Raw genomic sequence first — 18,679 nt, forward strand, 5'->3', positions numbered from 1 at the left:
ACAATGGACACGTCTGTACATCCGCCACGCCCTCGCGCCCCTGGCGGGAGCCGCATGGCCCGACGAGTCGACTGGCACAACGATCCCTCGGCGCCGGAGGTCAACAGCATCCGACCCAGCGCCGGCGCCTTCGTGCTCGACGACCCGGGCAGGATCCTGCTGATCCGCCGCGACGACACCGGCAACTGGACGATGCCCGGCGGCGCGATGGAGCCCGGCGAGTCGCTGACGGCTGCCGCGGTCCGCGAGACGTTCGAGGAGACCGGCATCACGATCGAGGTGACCGGCCTGATCGGGATCTGGACCGACCCCCGCCACCGCATCGAGAACACCACCAACGGCGAGGTACGCCAGGAGTGCTCCATCATCTACGCCGGCCGCTACCTCGCCGGCGAGCCCACTCCATCAGCTGAGAACACCCACGCCGAATGGGTGTATCCCACGATGGTTCCCAGCCTGCAGATGGACCGCAGCCAGCGCGTACGGATCGACTGGGCCCTCAACCGCAACTTCCCCCACCTCGACCCCAACCCCTGATCGCCCGAACGCTTCTCGACTTCCGCCTCATGTGACGCATCTCAGCCTCCTTATGAGGCTCGATCGAGTCCGATCGGGGCGCGCACGCTCCCGTCCCGGTCCCGCAACAGTCGAGATACGGCATGCATCGCATGGCGGGCATAACGTCCAGATAGTCACGGCATCCGCTCAAGACACGTCGTCGCCACAAGGTTGTCGCAGCACATCGGACTGGTACAGGCATCCATGGCTTGGAAGACCCGGTGACGTGGATCGCCCCGCAACTTGGCTGACGGGGCACAGGCAGTCTCCGTAGCCCCGACTCGGGCTTCGAGGTGGCCTGCTTCGCTGTCTGTCAGTGGCCGTCGTTGGCGCACCAGTCGCGGACGTACGGCGACGGGTCGCGCTCGACTCCGAGCCAGCTAGTCGAAGACGTGTGACCCAGCTGGACGACGCGGACGCCGGGGCCGTCGTACTTTTGACTGATTCGCCGAAGACCCTTCGTTGAGGTGAAAGACGTGCTGGTCGGCCTGTGCTTGCTGAACGCGTCACGACCCAGAACGAAGTCGGCAGTGGCTTTGCCGACGCACATGACGATTTCGATATCAAGGCTCTTGATTACGTGCGCGTGGAACGGCCAGCACTCCTCCTTCCACTGCTGCTTCAGTTCTGCGGGGTGCTGATCGGCGCGCGAGCTGCGAGCGAAGAACAGGTTCGACGCCGGAACCTGATTTGGGTCATAGCCGAGGTTGCCGAGGACGTGCCGAACGCTCGCCTGCATGGATGTACCCCAGCGGGGCTCGTTGACCGGATTGCCCTCAGTCACGTACGCCGAGTACCGGTCGTGCCGAAGAATCGTCTCTGTGTCATCCATGACGGTGCCTGGGTCGTTTGCGTCGCCGCCTGGGTTGTAGCCGATCAGATAAATGCGCGAGGGCTTGGCCCACGCTGCGCGTCCTGAGTAGAACGCGCGGCCGCTGCGTTCGCGCTGCGACTCCGGGATCAGGTCGATCAGCTCAGAAAGCAATTGGTCAGACAAGGTAACTCCATCGACTAGTTTGTTCGAGCCAATCTCGGCTCAGACGACCTGCGACGCGGCTTGCGTCGTCGGCCATCAGTTCCTACCGGACGAGTCAGTAAGCCGAGGGTCCGCGAACCCAAGCTGATATGTCGGCGTCGAGTCATTGTGCGCGAAGTCCTCGTCCTCCGCGCACAAGTTCCAGGTTCGATTCCTCGGTCCGGTCACCGAAGACACGCGTTCAGTCAGGATAATGGCGGGATGACACTCACCGCGACCGTGTGCATGGCAGTGCGCGACTTACCGCCCAGTAAGACGCACGGCACCCCCAGATCGCGGGCCAGGTCTTGGGCCGAACCGTCGGAAGTCCACGAATGAGTTCGTCTACCAGGACAATTGATCCACGGTCGTCCTCTTAAAGAACCGCCGGAACGGGGGCAACCACCTCTCAAGAGGAAGTCGAGCCCGGTACAACTCGCCGCTCCACGGAGCTGCGCAGAGATGTCCCAGAGAGCGCTTCGCCGGAGTTCAGGGGTCTCTACTTCTGTGTGAGCCGTATCCGCAGTCGTCGGGCGCGTTCCTCGAACGCGGGCTTGCCACCTTCCAAGATCTCGCACACTTCGTTGCGTACCGCCGGGTTCTCGAGTCCGCCGCTGAGGTACGACAGGTTGGGCAACCCGCCTGGTACATGCGCACCAGCGCTCGCGACAATGACCTGATCTGCATCGGTGTTCACGACTAGGTTCGCGTTGTGAGTGACGATGATGATCTGGCGCCTTCTACGTGTCTCCACGAACCGCCCAACCAACTCTACGAAGATCGACTTCGGGTCGAGATTCTCTTCCGGCTGATCGATGATCAGTGGTCGGTCGTCTGATTGGTCTATTGCAAGATATAGCAGCAGGAGGACGATGCCGCGGGTGCCTGGCGATAGCTGCTCAATGTCGACGCCATCGTATTCAACGCCGTAACTGACCGAGATGTGATCGGTGCTGTTCAGCCATGCCGACACGTCGTTAGCCCAAGCACGGTACGCAGCAACGTTGGACTGCGGCACCCTCGATTGCTCGATGATGTGCTGATCGTGATCTGCGCGGAACGTCGCCATAGCGTCGGCGACGTCCGCACTGGCACCGCGTTCCCATGCGGGCACTAGGACCTCTGTTGCGATGCGAAGCAGTTCACCGCGTCCCCGGAATGTTGACCCAGTTCGTAGGTCCATCAGATTTTCGCCGCGCGCTGCCCAAGCTTCTGCATTGACCACGCGGCGGACGCTGAAACTGAGTTTGCCTAGCGTTCCGAGCTGGGATGCGAGCATCTCGGACACCGGCGCGTACATCTTGGTGAGCTCTGCCTGCTCGGAGGCGAATCCGTCGAAGAGGGACGCGTATGCGGCTTTCCGGTTCTCCGCGAGGACGTTGATCCGAGCCTGAGCGCTGCTGGCGTTGGTAGCCGCGGCGGTTGCCGCCGCGAGCGAAGCCTCGTTCTTCGCGATCCTCTCGTTAAGTGCGGTGAGTTGCTTTTGCTTCACATCGTCCAGACCGATCAGCTGACCCAAGCGCACGGACTCCGCCTTCAAGGCGCTGAGGGACGTGACCGAGAGGGACGCGCCGTTGGGGATGAAGGGCGGCCATTCCGCCGTCGGGGTCGAAGGCTTGGGAATGGGTTGCCCGCTGAGCTGGGCAATCTGCTGGCGCACCGCAACCAGATGTTGGGCTACGACATCGACCGGATCTCCCGAGAACTTTAGGTCAAAGGCTCTCCAGTCGGTCACGCTCAGGCCAGCACCGGCATGGGTGCGCGCAAGGTCAGCCACCAAGCCAGGCAGTCTGCGGGAATCGAGATCAGAAACTGCCGCTTCGAGGTCAGCGAGCGCCTGCTCCCGTCGGCGGAGCGTGTCGACCGATCCTTGTCGGACCGCCAACTCGGCGTTGACCGCCTCAAGCCGCTTCGAACGTTCTTCTCCACCGACGACCACCAGCGCCGTGCGTGCCCTCTTGTCCTCGTCAAGAAGAGTCCTCAGTCGGTCTTGCTCTGAGGTGAGTGTTGGAAGCTGCGTCTTGGCGGAGCGTTCGTTCTCGATCTGCTCGGAGAGGCTCTCGATCTCCTGTGTGGCGTGCGCGCGCAAGTTCCGTCCGTGACTTGCCCGAATGTTCAACAGGTCACGGAACGAAGTGGTTCCAAGCCTGTCCTCGTATGCATGCGCCTCAAAAATGACGCGTTCGATCTCAGCGAGAAGCTCGTCGGTAATTCCTTCTGCTGAGCAGAGACGCTCGACGAACTGTTGTGACAGGTATTGGACGCCCGGGACGTCGTTTTGATCGCGAGCGGGGGGCAGTGCAGCGGTCGTTGTTCGTCCGTCAGCCCACGTCAGATCGACTGATGAGCCGGCGACGTGAGTACGGGCGCGCTGCAGAAACGTCTTGTCGGTGTCGTCCTCACTGGAAGCCCCGGCGCCAGCGGCGATCAGGTCCGCCAAAGCGGTCTTTCCGGATCCCCGGGCACCGATGATCGCGACGAGTCCAGGCGACAGCGGAATCCGGTCGCTGGTGAACCACGACGCACCCTTGACAGTGATTTCTTTGATGACACGGTGCGGCAGTGCTCCTGAGGGGGGCAGTTCGGCCACGATGGCACGCTCACGGGGTTCCAAACACGCCTGACGAAGGGCTTCGAACGTCGCGTCGCCCTTGATCCAGGAGTATCGATTCTCCGCAGGATTCCCAACTGCGGCAAGGGAGTGCGCGTCGCTTCCATGAAGACACACCTTCACACCGTCGTACTTCTCGGCGAGTGACTCGACGGAGGAGACGCCGTCGCCGAGCCAAAACTCACGCTGCTTCGGCGAGCTCGCGAATATGACACGAGCGACTCGCTCGATCTCGGTGCGCACAGCCGAGAGGGAACCACTGCTGTCGCGGACCCCGGCGGTACCGTCCGTGGAGCTCGCAGCCACCGCGACAATGATGTTCTGCTGCGCCCACGCACTCTCGGAGAGCGACCTTTTCAGGTTCTCCATCGTGACCTTGAAGAGGTTCGCTCCCGCACTGCGCCCTGCATCATCGTCGATGATTCTGGCGTCCGACCTCTTGCCGAGACGGGTCAAGTCCCCGGTATTGCAGGCGTAGGTTTCGCCGCCGTACTGGAACGTCAACGTGTTCAGGAACCGCTTCGTCTCTTCAGTATGGTCAGGATCCTCTGGCGAAATCAGCAGGTGGATGTTGACGGGATTCGTTGCTGTCGCAGTTGGCAGGCGCATTTCCACGTTCGGGAACATCATCCCCACGTCCGGGAGCCGACCCTTCGCCTTGAAGGCGGCCATGGTCTCGTATCCCGCGATGCTGTAGTAGTCCGTGACCCCGAGGGCCTCGATTCGGGGTTCGGAACTCTCGATGCGACTTAGATACGCCTCCCAGTCGTCCGGCCCGAACTGGTTGTTGAGCGCCGTCCCAGGAGCGTGAATGTGCGGATCCCACCGACGCCAGATGGACCCTCGCGGGTCAGCTGTCGGGGTCACAAGAGCATTCCTCGATGCGCGGCGGACCTGAGACCGTACGCCGAGTCAATTTGCTCGCTTCTGCGCGCGCCCTTTCGTGAGTCCTCAGACGGCGCTGCTCCGACGAGGGTCTGGCGTCGGATGCTGGTGTTGCCCTGGGGTCCGTTGATCCGCGCTCGCCGCAAATGGCCAGCGCGTTGCCCGTGCTTCAGGCCGTTCAGCACGAGGCAAGCAACGGCTAGTGAGGTCATGGGGCGAGCATATGGGCGTTCACACCTCGACCGCCGTGGTTTCTGTTTAGCCGCACAATTGGCTCTCTCCATGACGCACGCATGCTTAGGCGGCGTGCGACCCGCTCGGCCGAGGAGCGAGTCGGTGGAGTCCTGGATAGTGTGTACGACCCCGGTGGGTGTGTCGCTGACGAAAGCAACGACAGTCACCGGGGATCCTTCGAGTCAACCTTCCACAGCGCCCTCGAACAGACAACCCACGAGGACCGGTGTCCGACTTCCGGTGCTTCGACGGAGGCGTGTCAATGCGCCGCATGTGGGTCAGCGCCCGCAACTTCACCCGTTCCGTTGCGCCAGCCGCTCCTCGCCAAGCCTCGGCAAGAGCTCGTCGGCCGTAACTACCGCGCGGGCGATCCTCTCCTCGGGCACCCCACAGATCCGCAGACAGGCAGTTGCGATCGCCTGCGCCTGGGCACAGGTGATCTCGTCACCGCGGGAGCGGGTCCGGATCACCACCTCGACCACCTGGACCAGCAGCCCACCCAGCTGGCTCACGCCCACCGTCGCGGCGACCGGGCCGCTGACGACGTCGGCACCAAGACGACCGTACGCAGCAGTCAGCTCCTGCAGCGCAGGCTCGAACTCCTCGAAGACCTCGCTGCTCCTGACGTCGGGCATCCGATAGAGCTTCCCGATGTTGTGCGGCACCGTCGCGAGAGTGTGCGCGTCGATCAGCGCGAGCAGATAGAGCGCTGCCTCCGGGACTTCGGTCGGACACTCCCGTTCGATCGTCTCGACCTTCTCGAGGCTCGGCCTCACCGAGAGCTCGAGGAGCTCAGCGAGGATGCCAGGCTTGCCTGCGAAGTGGTAGTAGAGCGACGCCTGCCGGATCCCGCACGCCTCAGCGATCTCGCGCGTCGACGTGCCGGAGAAGCCACGTTCGGCGAACAGACGCGCGGCATGATCGAGTATCTCCTCCCTCGCTGGCCGCTGGGTTGATGGCGACCCGGTATGCCGCGGGCGCCCGGGACCTGTCGGCACGTTCGAGAGTTGGCGGGTCATAACGGTAGGCATCGCGGATCGACGTCCTTGAGGAGGCGGATGAGGTTGACTCCCACGCTCGCTTCAGACGCGCTCAGCCGGAATGATCCGACCTCGACCACCTCCTGAACTTTTCTGCACTTTCGTGGCAGGGTGATCGTCATGGCGACCATCCATGGCATCGACGCGACCGCCGCCGAACTGAACGCGCTCGCAATGACCGGCTACGGCCACTTCACCTCGATGCATGTCGAGGACGGCGCCGTTCGCGGCTTCGATCTCCACCTCGAACGCTTGGTCAGCAACGCGAAGACGGTGTTCGATGCCGATCTCGACCGAGATGGCCTGGTTGCCGACATCCGTGCGGCGATCGCCGGATCAAGCGGGTCCTACACGTTGCGGGTGACGATGTACGACCCCGCGATCAACCTCGGAAACATCGGCACGGTGGCCGCGCACCCCGTTCCTCTGATCACCTCACGCCCCAGTGGCGGCGGGTCGCTGCCACCGCTGCGGGCCAAGACGATCGCCTTCCAACGCGACACCCCTGAGGTCAAGCACGTCGGCCTGTTCAGCACGCTCCACCATCGAGTCACCTCCAAGAAGGCCGGATTCGACGACGTCCTGTTCACCGATCCGATCAACACAAACATCTCCGAGGGCAGCACCTGGAACATCGGCTTCATCACCGCCGACAGGCACGTGATCTGGCCCGACGCACCCGTCTTGCCGGGGGTGACGATGGCACTCCTCCAAGCCGCCGGCGCGCACGACCTACGGAGTGTCCCGCTCGACGAGCTCGGCGAGATCCCCGCCGCGTTTGCAACCAACGCCAGCATCGGCGTACGTCCGATCAGTGCGATCGACAACCACAGCTTCGATCCAGATCACCCCGTGATCGCTGAGCTGCAGCGGGCCTACGCTGCGATCCCGGCCCAACGGATCTGAGGCAAACCAGACATGGCGATCGTGCCAGAGTGGTCAGGCGTCGAGCTGCGTGCCTTCAGGGTGGCAGCACGCTGGAGCCAGGCCGACCTGGCCGCCAGGCTCGAGGTCTCCGAGCGCGGCATCGCCAAGGCCGAAGCGGCCGGTTCTGGCCACAGCCTGCGACCGATCACCCAGGCCATGCTTGACGACCTCCTTCGTCAAGCCCCCTCCGACGTCCACGCCCGATTGGTCAACCTCCTGACCCGCGACGGCGAGACCACCTACCCCGTCGTGGCCGATCCCGAACCCGATCCCGTCCTGGGCGACCACTTCGTCAAACACCCACGCGACGGCAAGCTCATGGTCGAAGTCACCGCCGGCATCTACCTCGCCGGCCCCGAAGACGAACCCCGCTGGGAAGACACCTTCTGGCTCGACGCCCACCCAGTGACCGGCTCTGACTACGCCCGCTTCATCGCCGCAACTGGACACCGCGCCCCCGAGCACTGGCCCGAGGGCCGCTGCCCCATCGACCTCTAAACCCACCCTGTCACTCACGTGACCTGGCACGATGCCACCTCCTACGCCGAGTGGGCAGGCAAGACCCTCCCCACCGCCGCACAGTGGGAGAAAGCCGCCCGCGGACCCAACGGCAACATCTGGCCCTGGGGCAACGAACACACCGCCGCCAAATGCAATGTCAAAGAGACCGGCCTCGGCACCACCTCCAAGGCCAGCCGCTTCCAATCCGGAATCAGCCCCTTCTACGCCTACGACATGGTCGGCAACGTCTGGGAATGGACTCAGACCACAACAACGGCCGGCCGACACGAACTCAAAGGCGGAGCCTGGTCCAGCCCTCTGTTCACCGGCCGCCCCAGTACCTTCAACGACGCCGACGCGACCATGCATGACAACGACACCGGATTTCGCTGCGCCACCGTCGGGAACCCTGCGCGCTAGAGGGCTGAGCACCGCCCTCGCCTGCGGCACAAAGTTCCGCAGCCACGAGCCGCTCTCAGGGGCGCCCGGTTTGTTCAGGCCGTACGCAGCAGCCTGAACTCGTGCTTCTGCAGCACCTGCAGCACCAGCTTCGCCGGGTAGCCGAACGCATCCCGCCCCGCCTCGGACGAATAGGGCTCGATCGCGGAGACCTGGTGCCACGTCCCGTCCACGAACACCTCGCAGCCTCCAGCCGCGACGATGTTGCGGTACCAACTCACGTCCTCGCCGTACGTCAGCTCCGCGATGAAACCTTCCGGCACCCGCGCAAGCATGATCGGCGTCTCGTACGTCTTCCCCGACTTCCGGCCCACGTGACGCACGAGCGAGAACGGCCCGTGTCCGGAACGAGCGACCCGCGTCGTCACCCTGTTGAGCGTGTTCTTCATCAACCACAGCCACTTGCGACGCATCTCAGTCTCCTATGAGTCTCAGGTTCACCATCGGCAGTCCCTCGACCTCGTGACCGACCGCCGTCTCGATCGCACCGCGCAGGCGCCGCCAGGCCTTCGGGTGTGCCTTCTGATAGCGACCCAGCACCGCAGCGGACTCCTGTTCCGAGAGTAACGTCGCTCGCGCCGCGACGCTCGTACGCTTCCCGACGCTGACGCGACATGCAGGCTCGGCCAGGAGGTTCTGATACCACTGCGCCCCGGTGCCGAAGCCGCTCACCACCACGATCTCGTCCACGCTCGGCCGCTCGACGACCTCGAGACAGACATATCGCGGGACACCTGATCGGCGTCCGATGTGCTCGAGCATCAATATCCGGGATCCGAAGAGCCACCCGGCCCGGTGCCGATAGAGCCAGATCGGCGCGCGCACGACAGCGCGGGTCCGCAACAGCCGGGACACGACCGAGTCGACCATGGACGTCACCGAACCGACCTTACTCATCGGCTTGGTCGATCCGGCCCGATCGCGCAGCGCCACGAACTACGCTCCAAGCATGGCAACGCTCCAAGACGTGGCTCGGATCATCGGTAAACTGCCGGAGGTCACCGAGGGCGAGCGCCACGGACACCCGACCTGGTCCGTACGCGGCAAGGGCTTCGCCTGGCTACGCCAGTTCAGCAAGGCCGACCTCAAGCGCTTCGGCGACCAGACCCCGCCCGATCCCCCGATCCTCGCGGTCAACACCGCCGACCTGCACGAGAAGGAAGGCGTCCTCGCCGCCGGCATCGACGGCGTCTTCACCATCGAGCACTTCAACAACTACCCCGCCGTGCTCATCGAGCTCAGCGTCATCGCCCCAGGAGACCTCCGCGACCTGCTGGTCGACGCCTGGCTCGCCGCCGCCCCAGCTGAGCTGGTCGAAGGATTCGACGGCTGAAGCTCTGACTCGCCGAGATCGTGTGCGTGACGGGGCGAGACATACCGCCCACAAGATGCGCCACCTCGCTTGGGCGTTTGCTGGTTTACTCCCAACATGGCATACGAGGAGCTCCCGCCGTTCGCTGCGTGGCAGTTCGTCGACGCCGTCGACGGGTTCGAGGTCGTCTATCGAGACGCCTCCGGCATCCGTGGATACACCTCAGCCGTCGAGGCGGGCCAGGCCTACGCGGTCCACTATGAGATCTCGGTTGACGCCCTCTGGCGTACGCGCGAAGTCCACGTCCACAATGACACCGCTCGCGGGCGACGGTCCACTGTACTTGTCTCCGACGGCAAAGGTTCCTGGACCGTCGATGGCCGGTCGGCGCCCCAGCTCGACGGGCTCTACGACGTCGACCTCGAGGCATCTGCCTGCACCAACACCCTTCCCATCCACCGGCTGGACCTGCCGCTAGGCGACGTCGTCACCGCGCCCGCCGCCTACGTCCAGGCACTTGACCTTCAGGTCAGACGCCTCGACCAGTCCTACCGACGCCTCGACGACCACCGGTTCGACTACCACTCCGAAGGCGGTTTCAACGCCGTGTTGGTGTACGACACGTATGGGCTCGTCCTCGACTACCCCGGGATCGCGACGCGCTTCGCCTGAGAGACGAACCGTCCTGAGCCCACGGGCCGAGCACACAGCTCCAGACTGCCCTCTCGTTCCGCACAGGTCGCGTCGCGAGGACCTACCACGCCGTCATCCCCGCAGTCGCTGACAGACTTGCGGCATGTCCCGGCCGCCGCGCATCGAGCCCACCGCCGACGTAGTCGCCAAGATTGCGTCGACCGCGTCGTCGCTTCCCGACGCCTACGAGGAGGACGCCTGGACCGGCGTCAGGTGGCGAGTCAGGAAGAAGACCTTCGCTCACGTCCTGGTGGCTCAAGAGGGGTACACGTCGGCGTACCGCGATATGACCGGGGTGACCGAGCCCACCACGGTGCTGACCTTCCGATCCTCCGGCGACGAACTGCTGGCCCTGGTCCACGCCGGGCCGCCGTTCTACCAGCCTCCGTGGTCGCCCACCGTTGTCGGCATGGTGCTCGACGGCGATACAGACTGGGAGGAGGTTGCCGAGCTGGTGACCGAGAGTTACCGGTTCTGCGCTCCGAAGAAGCTGAGGCACCGGCTGGATCGATGATCGTGCGGTCCGTAGGGCGGTCACTGTGACAGAGCAACATTGGAGCCTGTGCCAGCTCGGCATCGCCGCGCGCCCCCAGCAGGAAACGTACCCCGGAGATGCTGATCGCGCGTGCCAGGCGCATCGAGCCCGTCGGTCGGCCGGGCGTCAGCGCCACTCCTCCCCCGGCTACTTCCTCCTGGGCCGTGTGCCCGATCACCCAAGTTGGGGGGCAGCCACGGCCGCGCGATCTCCGTTCTGCCCCGGCCGACGGCTGATGCATAGAGCCCCGGCCCGCCGTCTGTACGGTCGGAGCCATGCGACGCCTGCGTCATGGCGCCGCCAACGAGTCCTCGCGCTAGTCGGGTAGGTGCTCCCCGAGCCAGGTCGCTCTTCGGCGAGCTGACGCACGCGAAAGCCAAGCCTCCTGTACGACCTCAGCGAGCTCGTCATAGTTGATCTCCCCAAGCCGGCTCGCTCGGACCAGAACCGACAGGTGGCCGTCGAAGTGCGGGGTGGTGAAGAACGGCGAGGACTCGTCCTGCACCATCGCCAGCTTGTCACCCTCGCTAGGCACCCAGAAGACGATGACGTCGTCGTAGCGCTGGCCGGTGTCCGGGTCGAACGCGTCAGGACGGGGGTTCCGGAAGAAGATGAACGACTTTCCGCCCACTTGATAGACGGGCCTGTTCTGGGTGCCCGCGTAGACGCGGACGTGGGGCATGCCAAGGGCAAGTTCGTGCACGTCTTCGACCCGCGCCGGCCGGCCGCCTGTACTCCTCACACAGTCAGGTTAGGTGTCACGGTCAACGCGCGGGCGGCCTCCGCGTGCGTCACTTCGCCCACAAAGACGCAGCGAAAATGCGGCGGAGTCCAACACGACGACGGCACCTTGGTTGACGACAAAGGCAATCAGGCAACCAGAACGACGATTACTGCGATCGCGAGTACGGTCGCCGCAGCCAGCTCGACCCTGACTGCACGGTTGAGATGGTCGGCCTTCTTCTTGTTGCCTGTCCGGGCCCCATCGATGACTTCGACCAGCGCGGCAGCAATCTTCGGTTCCGCCTCCGTAGCAGGCGCGTTGAACGCCTCGACGGTCGCGACGGCTTGTAGCGACTTGACACTCAACTCCGAGTATGTGGCAGGTGCCGCAGCCCGAAGGGCGAACAATATCGCGAGCAGGAAGCAGAACACCGCCATAACCAGCAGCCCCTTGGCAAGGTCGGGCAGATCGTAAGTGTTGGACTTAGTCGCCAGAGCTCCCAACGCGAACAGGAGAGTGGTCAGCGTTCCGGCGCTGGTGATGACCGTGTTCGCGCGTGCTTCAAGGGCGGCCTTCGTCGCCCGCTCCTCCGCCAGTTGGTCCTCGATCAACTTCAGGGCCGCGGACGACGCCGAGGCTGGCTTGTCACCGTCCCCGTGTTGGAGGTTAGTCATCTGAGGCCCCGCGGATCTCGGCGACCGAGACAATCACAGCCCAGTCGCCTTCGTCCGCGAGAACAGTCACATCGACCGCTCCCAACGCTTCGGGCTCGGCCAAGGCCGTGGCTTCCACTGCTTCTGGGGCCTCGATAACGGAGCCGATGCGCAGTCCCTCGTCGCCAGGCAATGGCCCCAGAATCACCAGGCTCAGGTTGTCGCCTTCGTCATGCGGGTCGCCCAGCTCGTCGCGATGGATCTTGAGTACCTGCCCGATCTCGATGTCTGGGAACGCCTTTAGGACCCGCTCACTTTCGAGGTCCGGGAACCCCTTCAACACCTTCTCAGTGCCCAGGGTAGGGAAGTTGCCTTCCATCAGAGCCTCCACTTCTCGACCCGCTTGCGCTACTCCAAGAGATCAAGCCATCCTGACTGCCTGATCACGCAATGGGAATAGCCCGAGCGAGCCATCAACGCGGCCATCGCTACCGTCCAGCCACATGCACACGCGCCCGGGTCGTCGGCAGGAAATGCAAACAACTCTCGACTGGTGGCCATCGCGCCGCTCCTGCGACCAACTGCTCTCGACATTGGCCCAACGTCGTCACCGGCACCGCCAACGTGTAGTCGGTCGATCTTGCTGCCCAGCGCCGAGTTGATCCGGATCCCCGCGTATATGCCGGAAACCGTGCCATTTCCGTTGGCCTCAGCCAGCCGGGCACTACTCGGCCGATGTCAGTCGTGTTCTTGAGCCTGCTCGTCGGCGATCGTCCTAACGAGCTCGGCGATCTTCACCGCAATGTCTCCAATGGGCTCCTCGGCCGTGCTGAATCCGCCGCGCGACGCGAGCATGGGGCTCACCTGATCGAGATCTTCGAAGGCCACACCGTGCAGTACCGGCACGAGCAGGTTGCGGCGTAATAGAGCGCTGAGCTCAGCGTTCGCGATGCTTCGATCGCTACGAAGCTTGTCGAGCATCGAGGGCGTCACCAGGACGATCCCCATGCGCGAACTCACGAGCCCTTTCTCGATAGCCAGTCGCATGTCCGTGCCAGGCCGAAGGCTCACCTCGCTGAACCACACCGACACGTTCTCCTCGATGAGCAAGTCGAACACGTCCTTTGCGTCAGCCAGACGATCGGGCCACGCATGGCAGAGGAACACGTCGTTGGCCTGGGTGCGTACCACCGTGGCCGCACGCACCGGCTGGAGGTCGCGCACCTGCTGCGGCGTGTAGGAGACCTTCGAGGCACTCGGCTGCCAAGACGGCCGAGCACCGCGACGTCCGCCGCCACCGGCCGATGAGCGCCCGCGGCGTTGCATCGGCGCGGCCGGTGCCGAGGAGGCCGGGTACGAGGGAGCCGGCGTGTAGCCGTACCCCCGTCCGCGTCCGTGGACTGGGCAGTCAGCGCCGCCGCCCCTGATGTGGCCCATCACGGGCGCAGTGCACTTCGACATGGGATGAAGACTAGTTGGGGCCACCGACATGACGCCGAGGTTCGGCCGGCCGCTCTCCCGCGAGAAGTGGCTGGCGTAGGAGGCTGAGCAGCGGCGGTACCCGTTTGCGATAGTCCTTTGTGCCGGATGCTCCCCCTGCTGGACGACGTGTGAGAGGCCGGGGCTACCTGTGTCTATCCGCCGCGACAGCCGCCAGTGTCATATCGCCGCGAGCTCCTACGCTCCTGTTCCGCTGCGATCCGCAGTCGGTCCGCACGCACGAAGGTTAAGCAAGGCCGAGGCCCGCGACTCTCGCGCGCCTCCCCGGTCCAGCGGTGGGACGCCCCTTGAGCGGAGTCGACGGCGGGTAGAACGCCGACACAGCGTCCTACGTGTGAGGCGGATGGATCAGAGGGTCAAGAGCGACAGAAAAGGCTCACCTTGGATGGAGGCTGCTCGGACCTTCTCTCGCAGTGCCTCGGACAGGTCCATTCGCCCGTCGAGTATCCACTGCAGGTCGGCACCGTCGACCAAGACCAACCGGTTATCCCTTGAGAGCCGGAAGAGATCGACCGCCTCCTTCCGGAAGCCTGCCATGGAGATGAACAGGCCTCGCGTGGCGTCGATTCGGCGCTCGACCTTGTGCGCCAATCCCCCTAGGTCGGCGTCGGCAGCAGGAGCCTTTCGCCACCGCGCCTCAATCAGGTAGGTGAAGGCATCCAGGGTGAGCGCCCCATCGATCTGATCGGTCTCCGTCTTGTAGGACCCGTGATACTCGAGCTCCTCGAGCCGGAAGAGCGCTGTCAGCAGCTTTTCAAGTGCGTAGCCACGACGCTGCTTGTCGGGCTCAGCGTGCAGTGCGCGAAACGTCTGGTTCAAGGAGTTGAGTTCATCCCGTTTTGCGCTCACCTGCTGGGCGACGGCTGCCGCCGCACTGCGGCGCTTCTGCCTCGCCAGATCTTCCGGGTCGACCAGCAACTTCGCCTGCGTTGCGAGGCGACACAGGTCATCTATGGCCCTCCGTCCCGCTGCAGGGTCGGGAGCCTTGCTGTGCGGCCCATCGAGGTTGGCCAACGAGTCGATGAGGTTGCGTTGAACGGTCCGCCCGCGGCTTCCATCGTTGTTCAGGTCGTCCCAGACGTTTCGAAAGATCTGATACTTGCTCAGGTCCGAGTACCTCGCATAGCCGTTGTCGCTTACGCCGGAGTTGCGCATGATTTGCTTGAGCGAGTCCTTGTAGTGCAGCGCTTCGCCCGCCACTCTGACAGCGGCCTCAAACACAGGGAACGGAACAGCATCCACGAGTGCCATTCTGGCGGAGGTGCGTCGTTGGCGCAGCAAACTCGAGTATCAACGCTCCGTTCACGTGATTGACCGGACCCTTCGCGACGCCGTCGCGGTCGGCGCTGTGCCCCACCGCCAGTCCGGTCGCCGTCGCCAAGAAACTATGTGTCACTCCGCCGCCTAGCTACTTGCAGTCCATCGAACGCGATGAGGCAGTGGTACCCGCGCCAGACGGCCAATCAGGAATAGGTGCGCAACCCCAGCGCGAGCACCCCTGTCAGCCTTAAAGTGCGGGTATGGCTGAGCCGACAGACTGGTGGGTGGGGCTGCTGGACGGTGCTCTTGGAGCATTCGTCGGCGTCGTCGCGTCGGTCGTCATCGCGCTCTACGTCATCCATCGTCAGATCAGCCACGAGCGCAGCCTGGCGCGCGAGGAACGGCGCAACTCGGCATGCCTTGCGCTGCTTGGTGTCATCGACGAGATGGCGCGGATCCGTCAGACGCTGGTGCGTCAGTTGGAGGCCGACCGGACCCAACTCCCGCCCGACTGGGACATCCAAGTCGCCCAACTGATTTCGAGGGACCAATACGCGCTTCCGCTGGCCGCTGCCGTTGGGGGACGCGTACTCAACAACTATGGGAGCGTCAATCGAGCCGCCGTCATGGTGTGGGCTCTTCCCGACGTGCTCCACGACGTTAACCACGTACCCCCGGGAGACCTCTACTCCGCGATAGCCGCGCTCGAGGAGCCCCTCGACGATGCATATGGCGCGATTCGGGACTACCTGACTGCACTTGCCGCAGGTGACTGAGCCGAGCGGCGGTCACACGGCAAGCGACAGCTGGCAAGTCAGATTCGGACGTCCTGCTCGACCTCCGGAGGTGGCTAGTTGGCACCTAGCTCACCGACGTCTTCCCGCCGCCTGCCGGACATCGTGGCCGGGTCAATCTCCAACACCTACCTGGGTCCCTTCGTGCCATGCCTCAGGGTGCACTTGGACAACGGCCGGAGACGACCGTGCCCGTTCTGGTCCTCGCACAGGCGGAGGTTTCGGCGCCGACGCACGATGTCCGGATGTGGACAATTTCGGTGACGGCCAGGGCGCGCCACTGCGAGAGTGTTACTCCGTGAATCCACTCATGCTCAGCAACTGGTCGAGCTTTGTTCCGGATCTGATCGTAGGTGCCGTCACAGGTTCCCTTGTCGCTCTGGCGCTATACATCTTCGAACGCAGAGCTGCGACTGAGCGTCGCAAAGCTGAGGCCCGAGCAGTGAGCCGACGATTGGTGCACCCACTGCTCATGGTCCTGCAGCGCCCTCGCCTCCTTGAGGACTACACCTCCATCGTCCCGATACCGAAGAAATCGAAGCGCGCGCTTGAACTGATTGAGAACGCTGACCTTGACCTCTGGCATGAAATAGCAGCCAGTGACCTGACCGCCAACCTCTGGCGGTTTCGAAGCGCACTTTGGGATCTCGAAACCGACGCCGAAAACTTGCATGACGCGGTGCGACGTTGGAGCGCCATACATTCGCAGAACTCAGACACTGCCAATTATGCGACTGCCAAACTCTTAGGCGCCCCAAGGCAGTATCTCGAGGAGAACTTCGCGGACCCGGCCACCCGACCAATTATCGAAGGCGAGGCAAAGCGTCTTCTGGGCAGCAAATTTGTCAAGAAGCACGCCGCCGCCTACCGCCGTGCTCGTGGCCGCGTCGAGCGGGCACAGGAATCGCTCGTGCAAGTCCTGATCATCGAGATCCGCGCGAGACATTCAGACGCATGAGGCGGAACACAACGTGCCGGAAAGCACGCCCTCCTAAGGTCAAGCTGCGATCTGTCGCGAGCGCGCGAGGCGCGGCTTATCGCCGCCAGCGGCGTTGGCCCCAACGTCGTTAGCGTTGATCTGTCCGAGTGCCTCGCCGTGTTAGCGGCGAGCATGGCCTGGCCTCGCTTGGGTCGTCGCGTGAGGTGTCGCATGTCCACCACCACATCGAAGCTGCTGCCGTTCCAGCCACTGTCGATGACGACCGCCGAGCTGGCCGCGGTCTCGTTCCTGGCACGCTACTCCGGCCATACCCACGAGCTCTACTCCTACCAGCTGCGCCGCTGGCTCACGTGGTGCCAGACCAACGGGCTCGATCCATTGACCGGGATCCAACGTGCCCACGTCGAGCTCTACATCCGCAACCTGGGCGAGGCCGGTCTGATGGCGTCCTCAATCAACACGATGATGCACGGGCTCCGTGGCTACTTCCGGTTCGCCCACATCGACGGCCTGATCCCGGCCGACCCCGCCGTCTACGCACGGCTGCCCAAGGTGCACACAGACGAGTCCCGAACCCAAGGCCTCGACCGGCTCGAACTGATCCACTTCCTGCAGGTCGCCCAGACCATCACCGTCCACCACGGCGCCCTGGCCTACCTGTTGGGCATCAACGCACTCCGTGCCTCCGAAGCGGCAGCGGTCCGGATCGAGGACTACACCGAAACACTACGGGGCCACCGAGTGCTCCACCTGATCGGCAAGGGCAACAAGCCCGCAACCATGCCGATCACCGTCCCCGTCCTCCGCGTTCTAGAGGCCTGCCGCGGCGAACGGACCACTGGACGACTCATCTTGCGACCGATGTCGGGCAAGCCGATCGACCGACGCGACGCGTACCGGATGGTCACCCGGGTCGCAAAGGCTGCCGGAATCCCTCGGCACATCAGCCCGCACTCGCTCCGGCACGCAGCGATCACCAACGCCCTCGACGCAGGTGTCCCGCTCCGTGACGCCCAGATCCTGGCCCGGCACGCAGACCCCAGAACCACCGAACACTACGACCGCGCCCGCGGGAACCTCGACCGCCACGGAGTCCACTTCCTCACCGCCTACGTCGCCGGCGTCTGACCGCTCAGCAAGGGAAGGTCAACTTTGCCCACATTGACCCGGTCGAGTCCATTCGATTGCCTTCATATTCGCATGAGAAGATGAAGACTCGAATCCCGCGGTTATCTCCATGGGCTTGCGCCCAGATCGGCGCGGTCCGAGTTCCACGAGCCGACTACATCGGCGGGTCGACAAACCTGGAGTCCCTATTCCCGGCCAATCAGCTCGCTGTACGGGACTTTCGCGCTGAGGTTCGCGAGTTCGTCGTCTCCCAGATAGATGAGATCGCCCGTCTTAAGCTCTCGAGACAGGACCGCACCGGCGCATCGAACGCTCCTCTTCGCCAGACCCCTGCTGTGGGCAATGTCGTTTCTGAGCAGCCGCAGATCGCCGAAGTAGTCCGACCTCAACTCATCAGTCTCGAGTCCCCGCGCCGTCGCGATCCGCGCTCGGTGATGTGCGTCCCACCCGGTGAACACAGTGACTATGAGCTGCTGAGTGAGTCGCGCATGAATCATCCCGCCCATGGACACCTCACGGAGAAGGGTCTGTGCGCCGTTCAATCCCGTGATGCGCGGAACGAAGGTGAACCCCTCGACCTCCGCATCGATGAGTCGAACGCTCTCATGGTCACCGGACGTTCGAATGTGGCTCAAGGTCTGCGTGGCTATCGCCCGTAGGCAACCAATCGCAACGGAGGTTGCCGCAATCTCGTCACGCACAAACTTCCCAAGCTCTGTCACGGCGCGATCGAGCGCCTCAGAAGTCTCCACGCCGCATACTCTGCCCCAACCCGATGCGGCATCCACGCCTTGACGCCCAGATCGACGCGCCAACTACCGTGCCACCGTTCCCGGTCGTCAGCCCGCGGGTTGAGCCGCCAGTTCGGCACTCTGTGGCCGACGTCAGCGTCGGCCGGGCCGCCGGTGCT

Annotated in this window: 20 protein-coding genes and 1 pseudogene; 10 read left to right on the top strand and 11 right to left on the bottom strand. The window is 64.1% G+C overall.

From position 1 onward, the window contains the following. The first annotated feature begins 54 nt into the window (after positions 1–54). Positions 55–537 carry an NUDIX hydrolase gene (locus tag ABT304_RS28940; RefSeq protein ID WP_350720637.1) on the top strand — a complete coding sequence of 161 codons (483 nt, stop codon included), beginning with the start codon at positions 55–57 and terminating at the stop codon, positions 535–537. 334 nt (positions 538–871) lie between these two features. Here the strand turns inward: ABT304_RS28940 and ABT304_RS28945 are convergent, their stop codons facing one another. From ABT304_RS28945 to ABT304_RS28955, 3 genes are all read right to left on the bottom strand, one after another. Beyond that, complete coding sequence (locus tag ABT304_RS28945) at positions 872–1,555, bottom strand: uracil-DNA glycosylase family protein (protein WP_350720639.1); 684 nt, start codon at positions 1,553–1,555, stop codon at positions 872–874. Positions 1,556–2,072: 517 nt separating this feature from the next. Continuing rightward, positions 2,073–5,051 carry a TrlF family AAA-like ATPase gene (locus ABT304_RS28950; protein ID WP_350720641.1) on the bottom strand — a complete coding sequence of 993 codons (2,979 nt, stop codon included), beginning with the start codon at positions 5,049–5,051 and terminating at the stop codon, positions 2,073–2,075. A 545-nt stretch (positions 5,052–5,596) separates the two neighbouring features. After that, positions 5,597–6,322: a TetR/AcrR family transcriptional regulator gene (locus ABT304_RS28955; RefSeq protein ID WP_350720643.1), complete on the bottom strand. Its 726-nt coding sequence runs from the start codon at positions 6,320–6,322 to the stop codon at positions 5,597–5,599. Between the two features lie 141 nt (positions 6,323–6,463). Here ABT304_RS28955 and ABT304_RS28960 point away from each other — a divergent pair, with 141 nt between their 5' ends. The 3 genes and pseudogenes from ABT304_RS28960 to ABT304_RS28970 all read left to right on the top strand — a co-directional run. Continuing rightward, on the top strand, positions 6,464–7,249 hold the full coding sequence (locus ABT304_RS28960; protein WP_350720645.1) for an aminotransferase class IV: 786 nt from the start codon (positions 6,464–6,466) through the stop codon (positions 7,247–7,249). A gap of 12 nt (positions 7,250–7,261) precedes the next feature. Continuing rightward, positions 7,262–7,768, top strand: coding sequence for a helix-turn-helix domain-containing protein (locus tag ABT304_RS28965; RefSeq protein ID WP_350720647.1), 507 nt, complete (start codon positions 7,262–7,264; stop codon positions 7,766–7,768). A 15-nt stretch (positions 7,769–7,783) separates the two neighbouring features. Next, positions 7,784–8,191, top strand: a pseudogene (locus ABT304_RS28970) (formylglycine-generating enzyme family protein); the annotation flags it as partial. A 74-nt stretch (positions 8,192–8,265) separates the two neighbouring features. Here the strand turns inward: ABT304_RS28970 and ABT304_RS28975 are convergent. Both ABT304_RS28975 and ABT304_RS28980 read right to left on the bottom strand, forming a co-directional pair. Then, complete coding sequence (locus ABT304_RS28975; protein ID WP_350720649.1) at positions 8,266–8,643, bottom strand: nitroreductase family deazaflavin-dependent oxidoreductase; 378 nt, start codon at positions 8,641–8,643, stop codon at positions 8,266–8,268. A gap of 1 nt (position 8,644) precedes the next feature. Next, positions 8,645–9,100: a nitroreductase family deazaflavin-dependent oxidoreductase gene (locus ABT304_RS28980; RefSeq protein ID WP_350720681.1), complete on the bottom strand. Its 456-nt coding sequence runs from the start codon at positions 9,098–9,100 to the stop codon at positions 8,645–8,647. Between the two features lie 79 nt (positions 9,101–9,179). On the opposite strand from ABT304_RS28980, the gene ABT304_RS28985 reads away from it, so the two are divergent. The 3 genes from ABT304_RS28985 to ABT304_RS28995 all read left to right on the top strand — a co-directional run bounded on the left by ABT304_RS28985 (position 9,180) and on the right by ABT304_RS28995 (position 10,749). Continuing rightward, a complete protein-coding gene (locus ABT304_RS28985; RefSeq protein WP_350720650.1) occupies positions 9,180–9,563 on the top strand; it encodes an MmcQ/YjbR family DNA-binding protein in 384 nt (127 codons plus the stop codon). A gap of 96 nt (positions 9,564–9,659) precedes the next feature. Then, positions 9,660–10,214, top strand: a complete 555-nt coding sequence (locus ABT304_RS28990; protein ID WP_350720652.1) for a putative glycolipid-binding domain-containing protein — start codon at positions 9,660–9,662, stop codon at positions 10,212–10,214. 124 nt (positions 10,215–10,338) lie between these two features. Then, positions 10,339–10,749: an MmcQ/YjbR family DNA-binding protein gene (locus tag ABT304_RS28995; protein WP_350720654.1), complete on the top strand. Its 411-nt coding sequence runs from the start codon at positions 10,339–10,341 to the stop codon at positions 10,747–10,749. A gap of 337 nt (positions 10,750–11,086) precedes the next feature. Here ABT304_RS28995 and ABT304_RS29000 read toward each other — a convergent pair whose 3' ends face one another. The 5 genes from ABT304_RS29000 to ABT304_RS29020 form a co-directional block, all read right to left on the bottom strand. After that, entirely contained in the window at positions 11,087–11,512 is a 426-nt protein-coding gene (locus ABT304_RS29000; protein ID WP_350720656.1) for an MmcQ/YjbR family DNA-binding protein, read from the bottom strand. A gap of 128 nt (positions 11,513–11,640) precedes the next feature. Continuing rightward, positions 11,641–12,168: a hypothetical protein gene (locus ABT304_RS29005; protein WP_350720657.1), complete on the bottom strand. Its 528-nt coding sequence runs from the start codon at positions 12,166–12,168 to the stop codon at positions 11,641–11,643. Next, the gene (locus ABT304_RS29010) at positions 12,161–12,526 is read right to left on the bottom strand and encodes a hypothetical protein (RefSeq protein WP_350720659.1); all 366 of its coding nucleotides are present in this window, start codon (positions 12,524–12,526) and stop codon (positions 12,161–12,163) included. Before ABT304_RS29010 ends, ABT304_RS29005 begins: the two co-directional genes overlap by 8 nt. A gap of 359 nt (positions 12,527–12,885) precedes the next feature. Then, positions 12,886–13,371, bottom strand: a complete 486-nt coding sequence (locus ABT304_RS29015; RefSeq protein WP_350720661.1) for a toll/interleukin-1 receptor domain-containing protein — start codon at positions 13,369–13,371, stop codon at positions 12,886–12,888. Positions 13,372–13,995: 624 nt separating this feature from the next. Then, a complete protein-coding gene (locus tag ABT304_RS29020) occupies positions 13,996–14,889 on the bottom strand; it encodes a restriction endonuclease (protein ID WP_350720663.1) in 894 nt (297 codons plus the stop codon). A gap of 278 nt (positions 14,890–15,167) precedes the next feature. Here ABT304_RS29020 and ABT304_RS29025 point away from each other — a divergent pair, with 278 nt between their 5' ends. The 3 genes from ABT304_RS29025 (at position 15,168) to ABT304_RS29035 (ending at position 17,769) form a co-directional block, all read left to right on the top strand. After that, positions 15,168–15,683, top strand: a complete 516-nt coding sequence (locus tag ABT304_RS29025) for a hypothetical protein (protein WP_350720665.1) — start codon at positions 15,168–15,170, stop codon at positions 15,681–15,683. Positions 15,684–16,011: 328 nt separating this feature from the next. Further along, on the top strand, positions 16,012–16,659 hold the full coding sequence (locus ABT304_RS29030; RefSeq protein WP_350720667.1) for a ricin-type beta-trefoil lectin domain protein: 648 nt from the start codon (positions 16,012–16,014) through the stop codon (positions 16,657–16,659). Between the two features lie 192 nt (positions 16,660–16,851). Continuing rightward, positions 16,852–17,769 (top strand): tyrosine-type recombinase/integrase, encoded by a 918-nt coding sequence (locus tag ABT304_RS29035; RefSeq protein WP_350720669.1) that lies wholly within the window; start codon positions 16,852–16,854, stop codon positions 17,767–17,769. A 185-nt stretch (positions 17,770–17,954) separates the two neighbouring features. On the opposite strand, the gene ABT304_RS29040 is transcribed toward ABT304_RS29035, so the two are convergent. Beyond that, the gene (locus ABT304_RS29040; RefSeq protein WP_350720670.1) at positions 17,955–18,521 is read right to left on the bottom strand and encodes a hypothetical protein; all 567 of its coding nucleotides are present in this window, start codon (positions 18,519–18,521) and stop codon (positions 17,955–17,957) included. Between the last annotated feature and the right edge of the window lie 158 nt (positions 18,522–18,679).

It is taken from the genome of Nocardioides sp. NPDC000445 (assembly GCF_040300245.1).
Lineage (GTDB): Bacteria > Actinomycetota > Actinomycetes > Propionibacteriales > Nocardioidaceae > Nocardioides.

What these genes read in the sequence shown, in the direction of transcription:
- ABT304_RS29025 (WP_350720665.1), top strand. Translation starts at nt 15,168, where the DNA reads ATGGCTGAGCCGACAGACTGGTGGGTGGGGCTGCTGGACGGTGCTCTT.
- ABT304_RS29005 (WP_350720657.1), bottom strand. Translation starts at nt 12,168, where the DNA reads ATGACTAACCTCCAACACGGGGACGGTGACAAGCCAGCCTCGGCGTCG.
- ABT304_RS28985 (WP_350720650.1), top strand. Translation starts at nt 9,180, where the DNA reads ATGGCAACGCTCCAAGACGTGGCTCGGATCATCGGTAAACTGCCGGAG.
- ABT304_RS29035 (WP_350720669.1), top strand. Translation starts at nt 16,852, where the DNA reads ATGTCCACCACCACATCGAAGCTGCTGCCGTTCCAGCCACTGTCGATG.
- ABT304_RS29030 (WP_350720667.1), top strand. Translation starts at nt 16,012, where the DNA reads ATGCTCAGCAACTGGTCGAGCTTTGTTCCGGATCTGATCGTAGGTGCC.
- ABT304_RS28975 (WP_350720649.1), bottom strand. Translation starts at nt 8,643, where the DNA reads ATGCGTCGCAAGTGGCTGTGGTTGATGAAGAACACGCTCAACAGGGTG.
- ABT304_RS28960 (WP_350720645.1), top strand. Translation starts at nt 6,464, where the DNA reads ATGGCGACCATCCATGGCATCGACGCGACCGCCGCCGAACTGAACGCG.
- ABT304_RS28940 (WP_350720637.1), top strand. Translation starts at nt 55, where the DNA reads ATGGCCCGACGAGTCGACTGGCACAACGATCCCTCGGCGCCGGAGGTC.
- ABT304_RS28990 (WP_350720652.1), top strand. Translation starts at nt 9,660, where the DNA reads ATGGCATACGAGGAGCTCCCGCCGTTCGCTGCGTGGCAGTTCGTCGAC.
- ABT304_RS28995 (WP_350720654.1), top strand. Translation starts at nt 10,339, where the DNA reads ATGTCCCGGCCGCCGCGCATCGAGCCCACCGCCGACGTAGTCGCCAAG.
- ABT304_RS29010 (WP_350720659.1), bottom strand. Translation starts at nt 12,526, where the DNA reads ATGGAAGGCAACTTCCCTACCCTGGGCACTGAGAAGGTGTTGAAGGGG.
- ABT304_RS28955 (WP_350720643.1), bottom strand. Translation starts at nt 6,322, where the DNA reads ATGACCCGCCAACTCTCGAACGTGCCGACAGGTCCCGGGCGCCCGCGG.
- ABT304_RS28980 (WP_350720681.1), bottom strand. Translation starts at nt 9,100, where the DNA reads ATGGTCGACTCGGTCGTGTCCCGGCTGTTGCGGACCCGCGCTGTCGTG.
- ABT304_RS28965 (WP_350720647.1), top strand. Translation starts at nt 7,262, where the DNA reads ATGGCGATCGTGCCAGAGTGGTCAGGCGTCGAGCTGCGTGCCTTCAGG.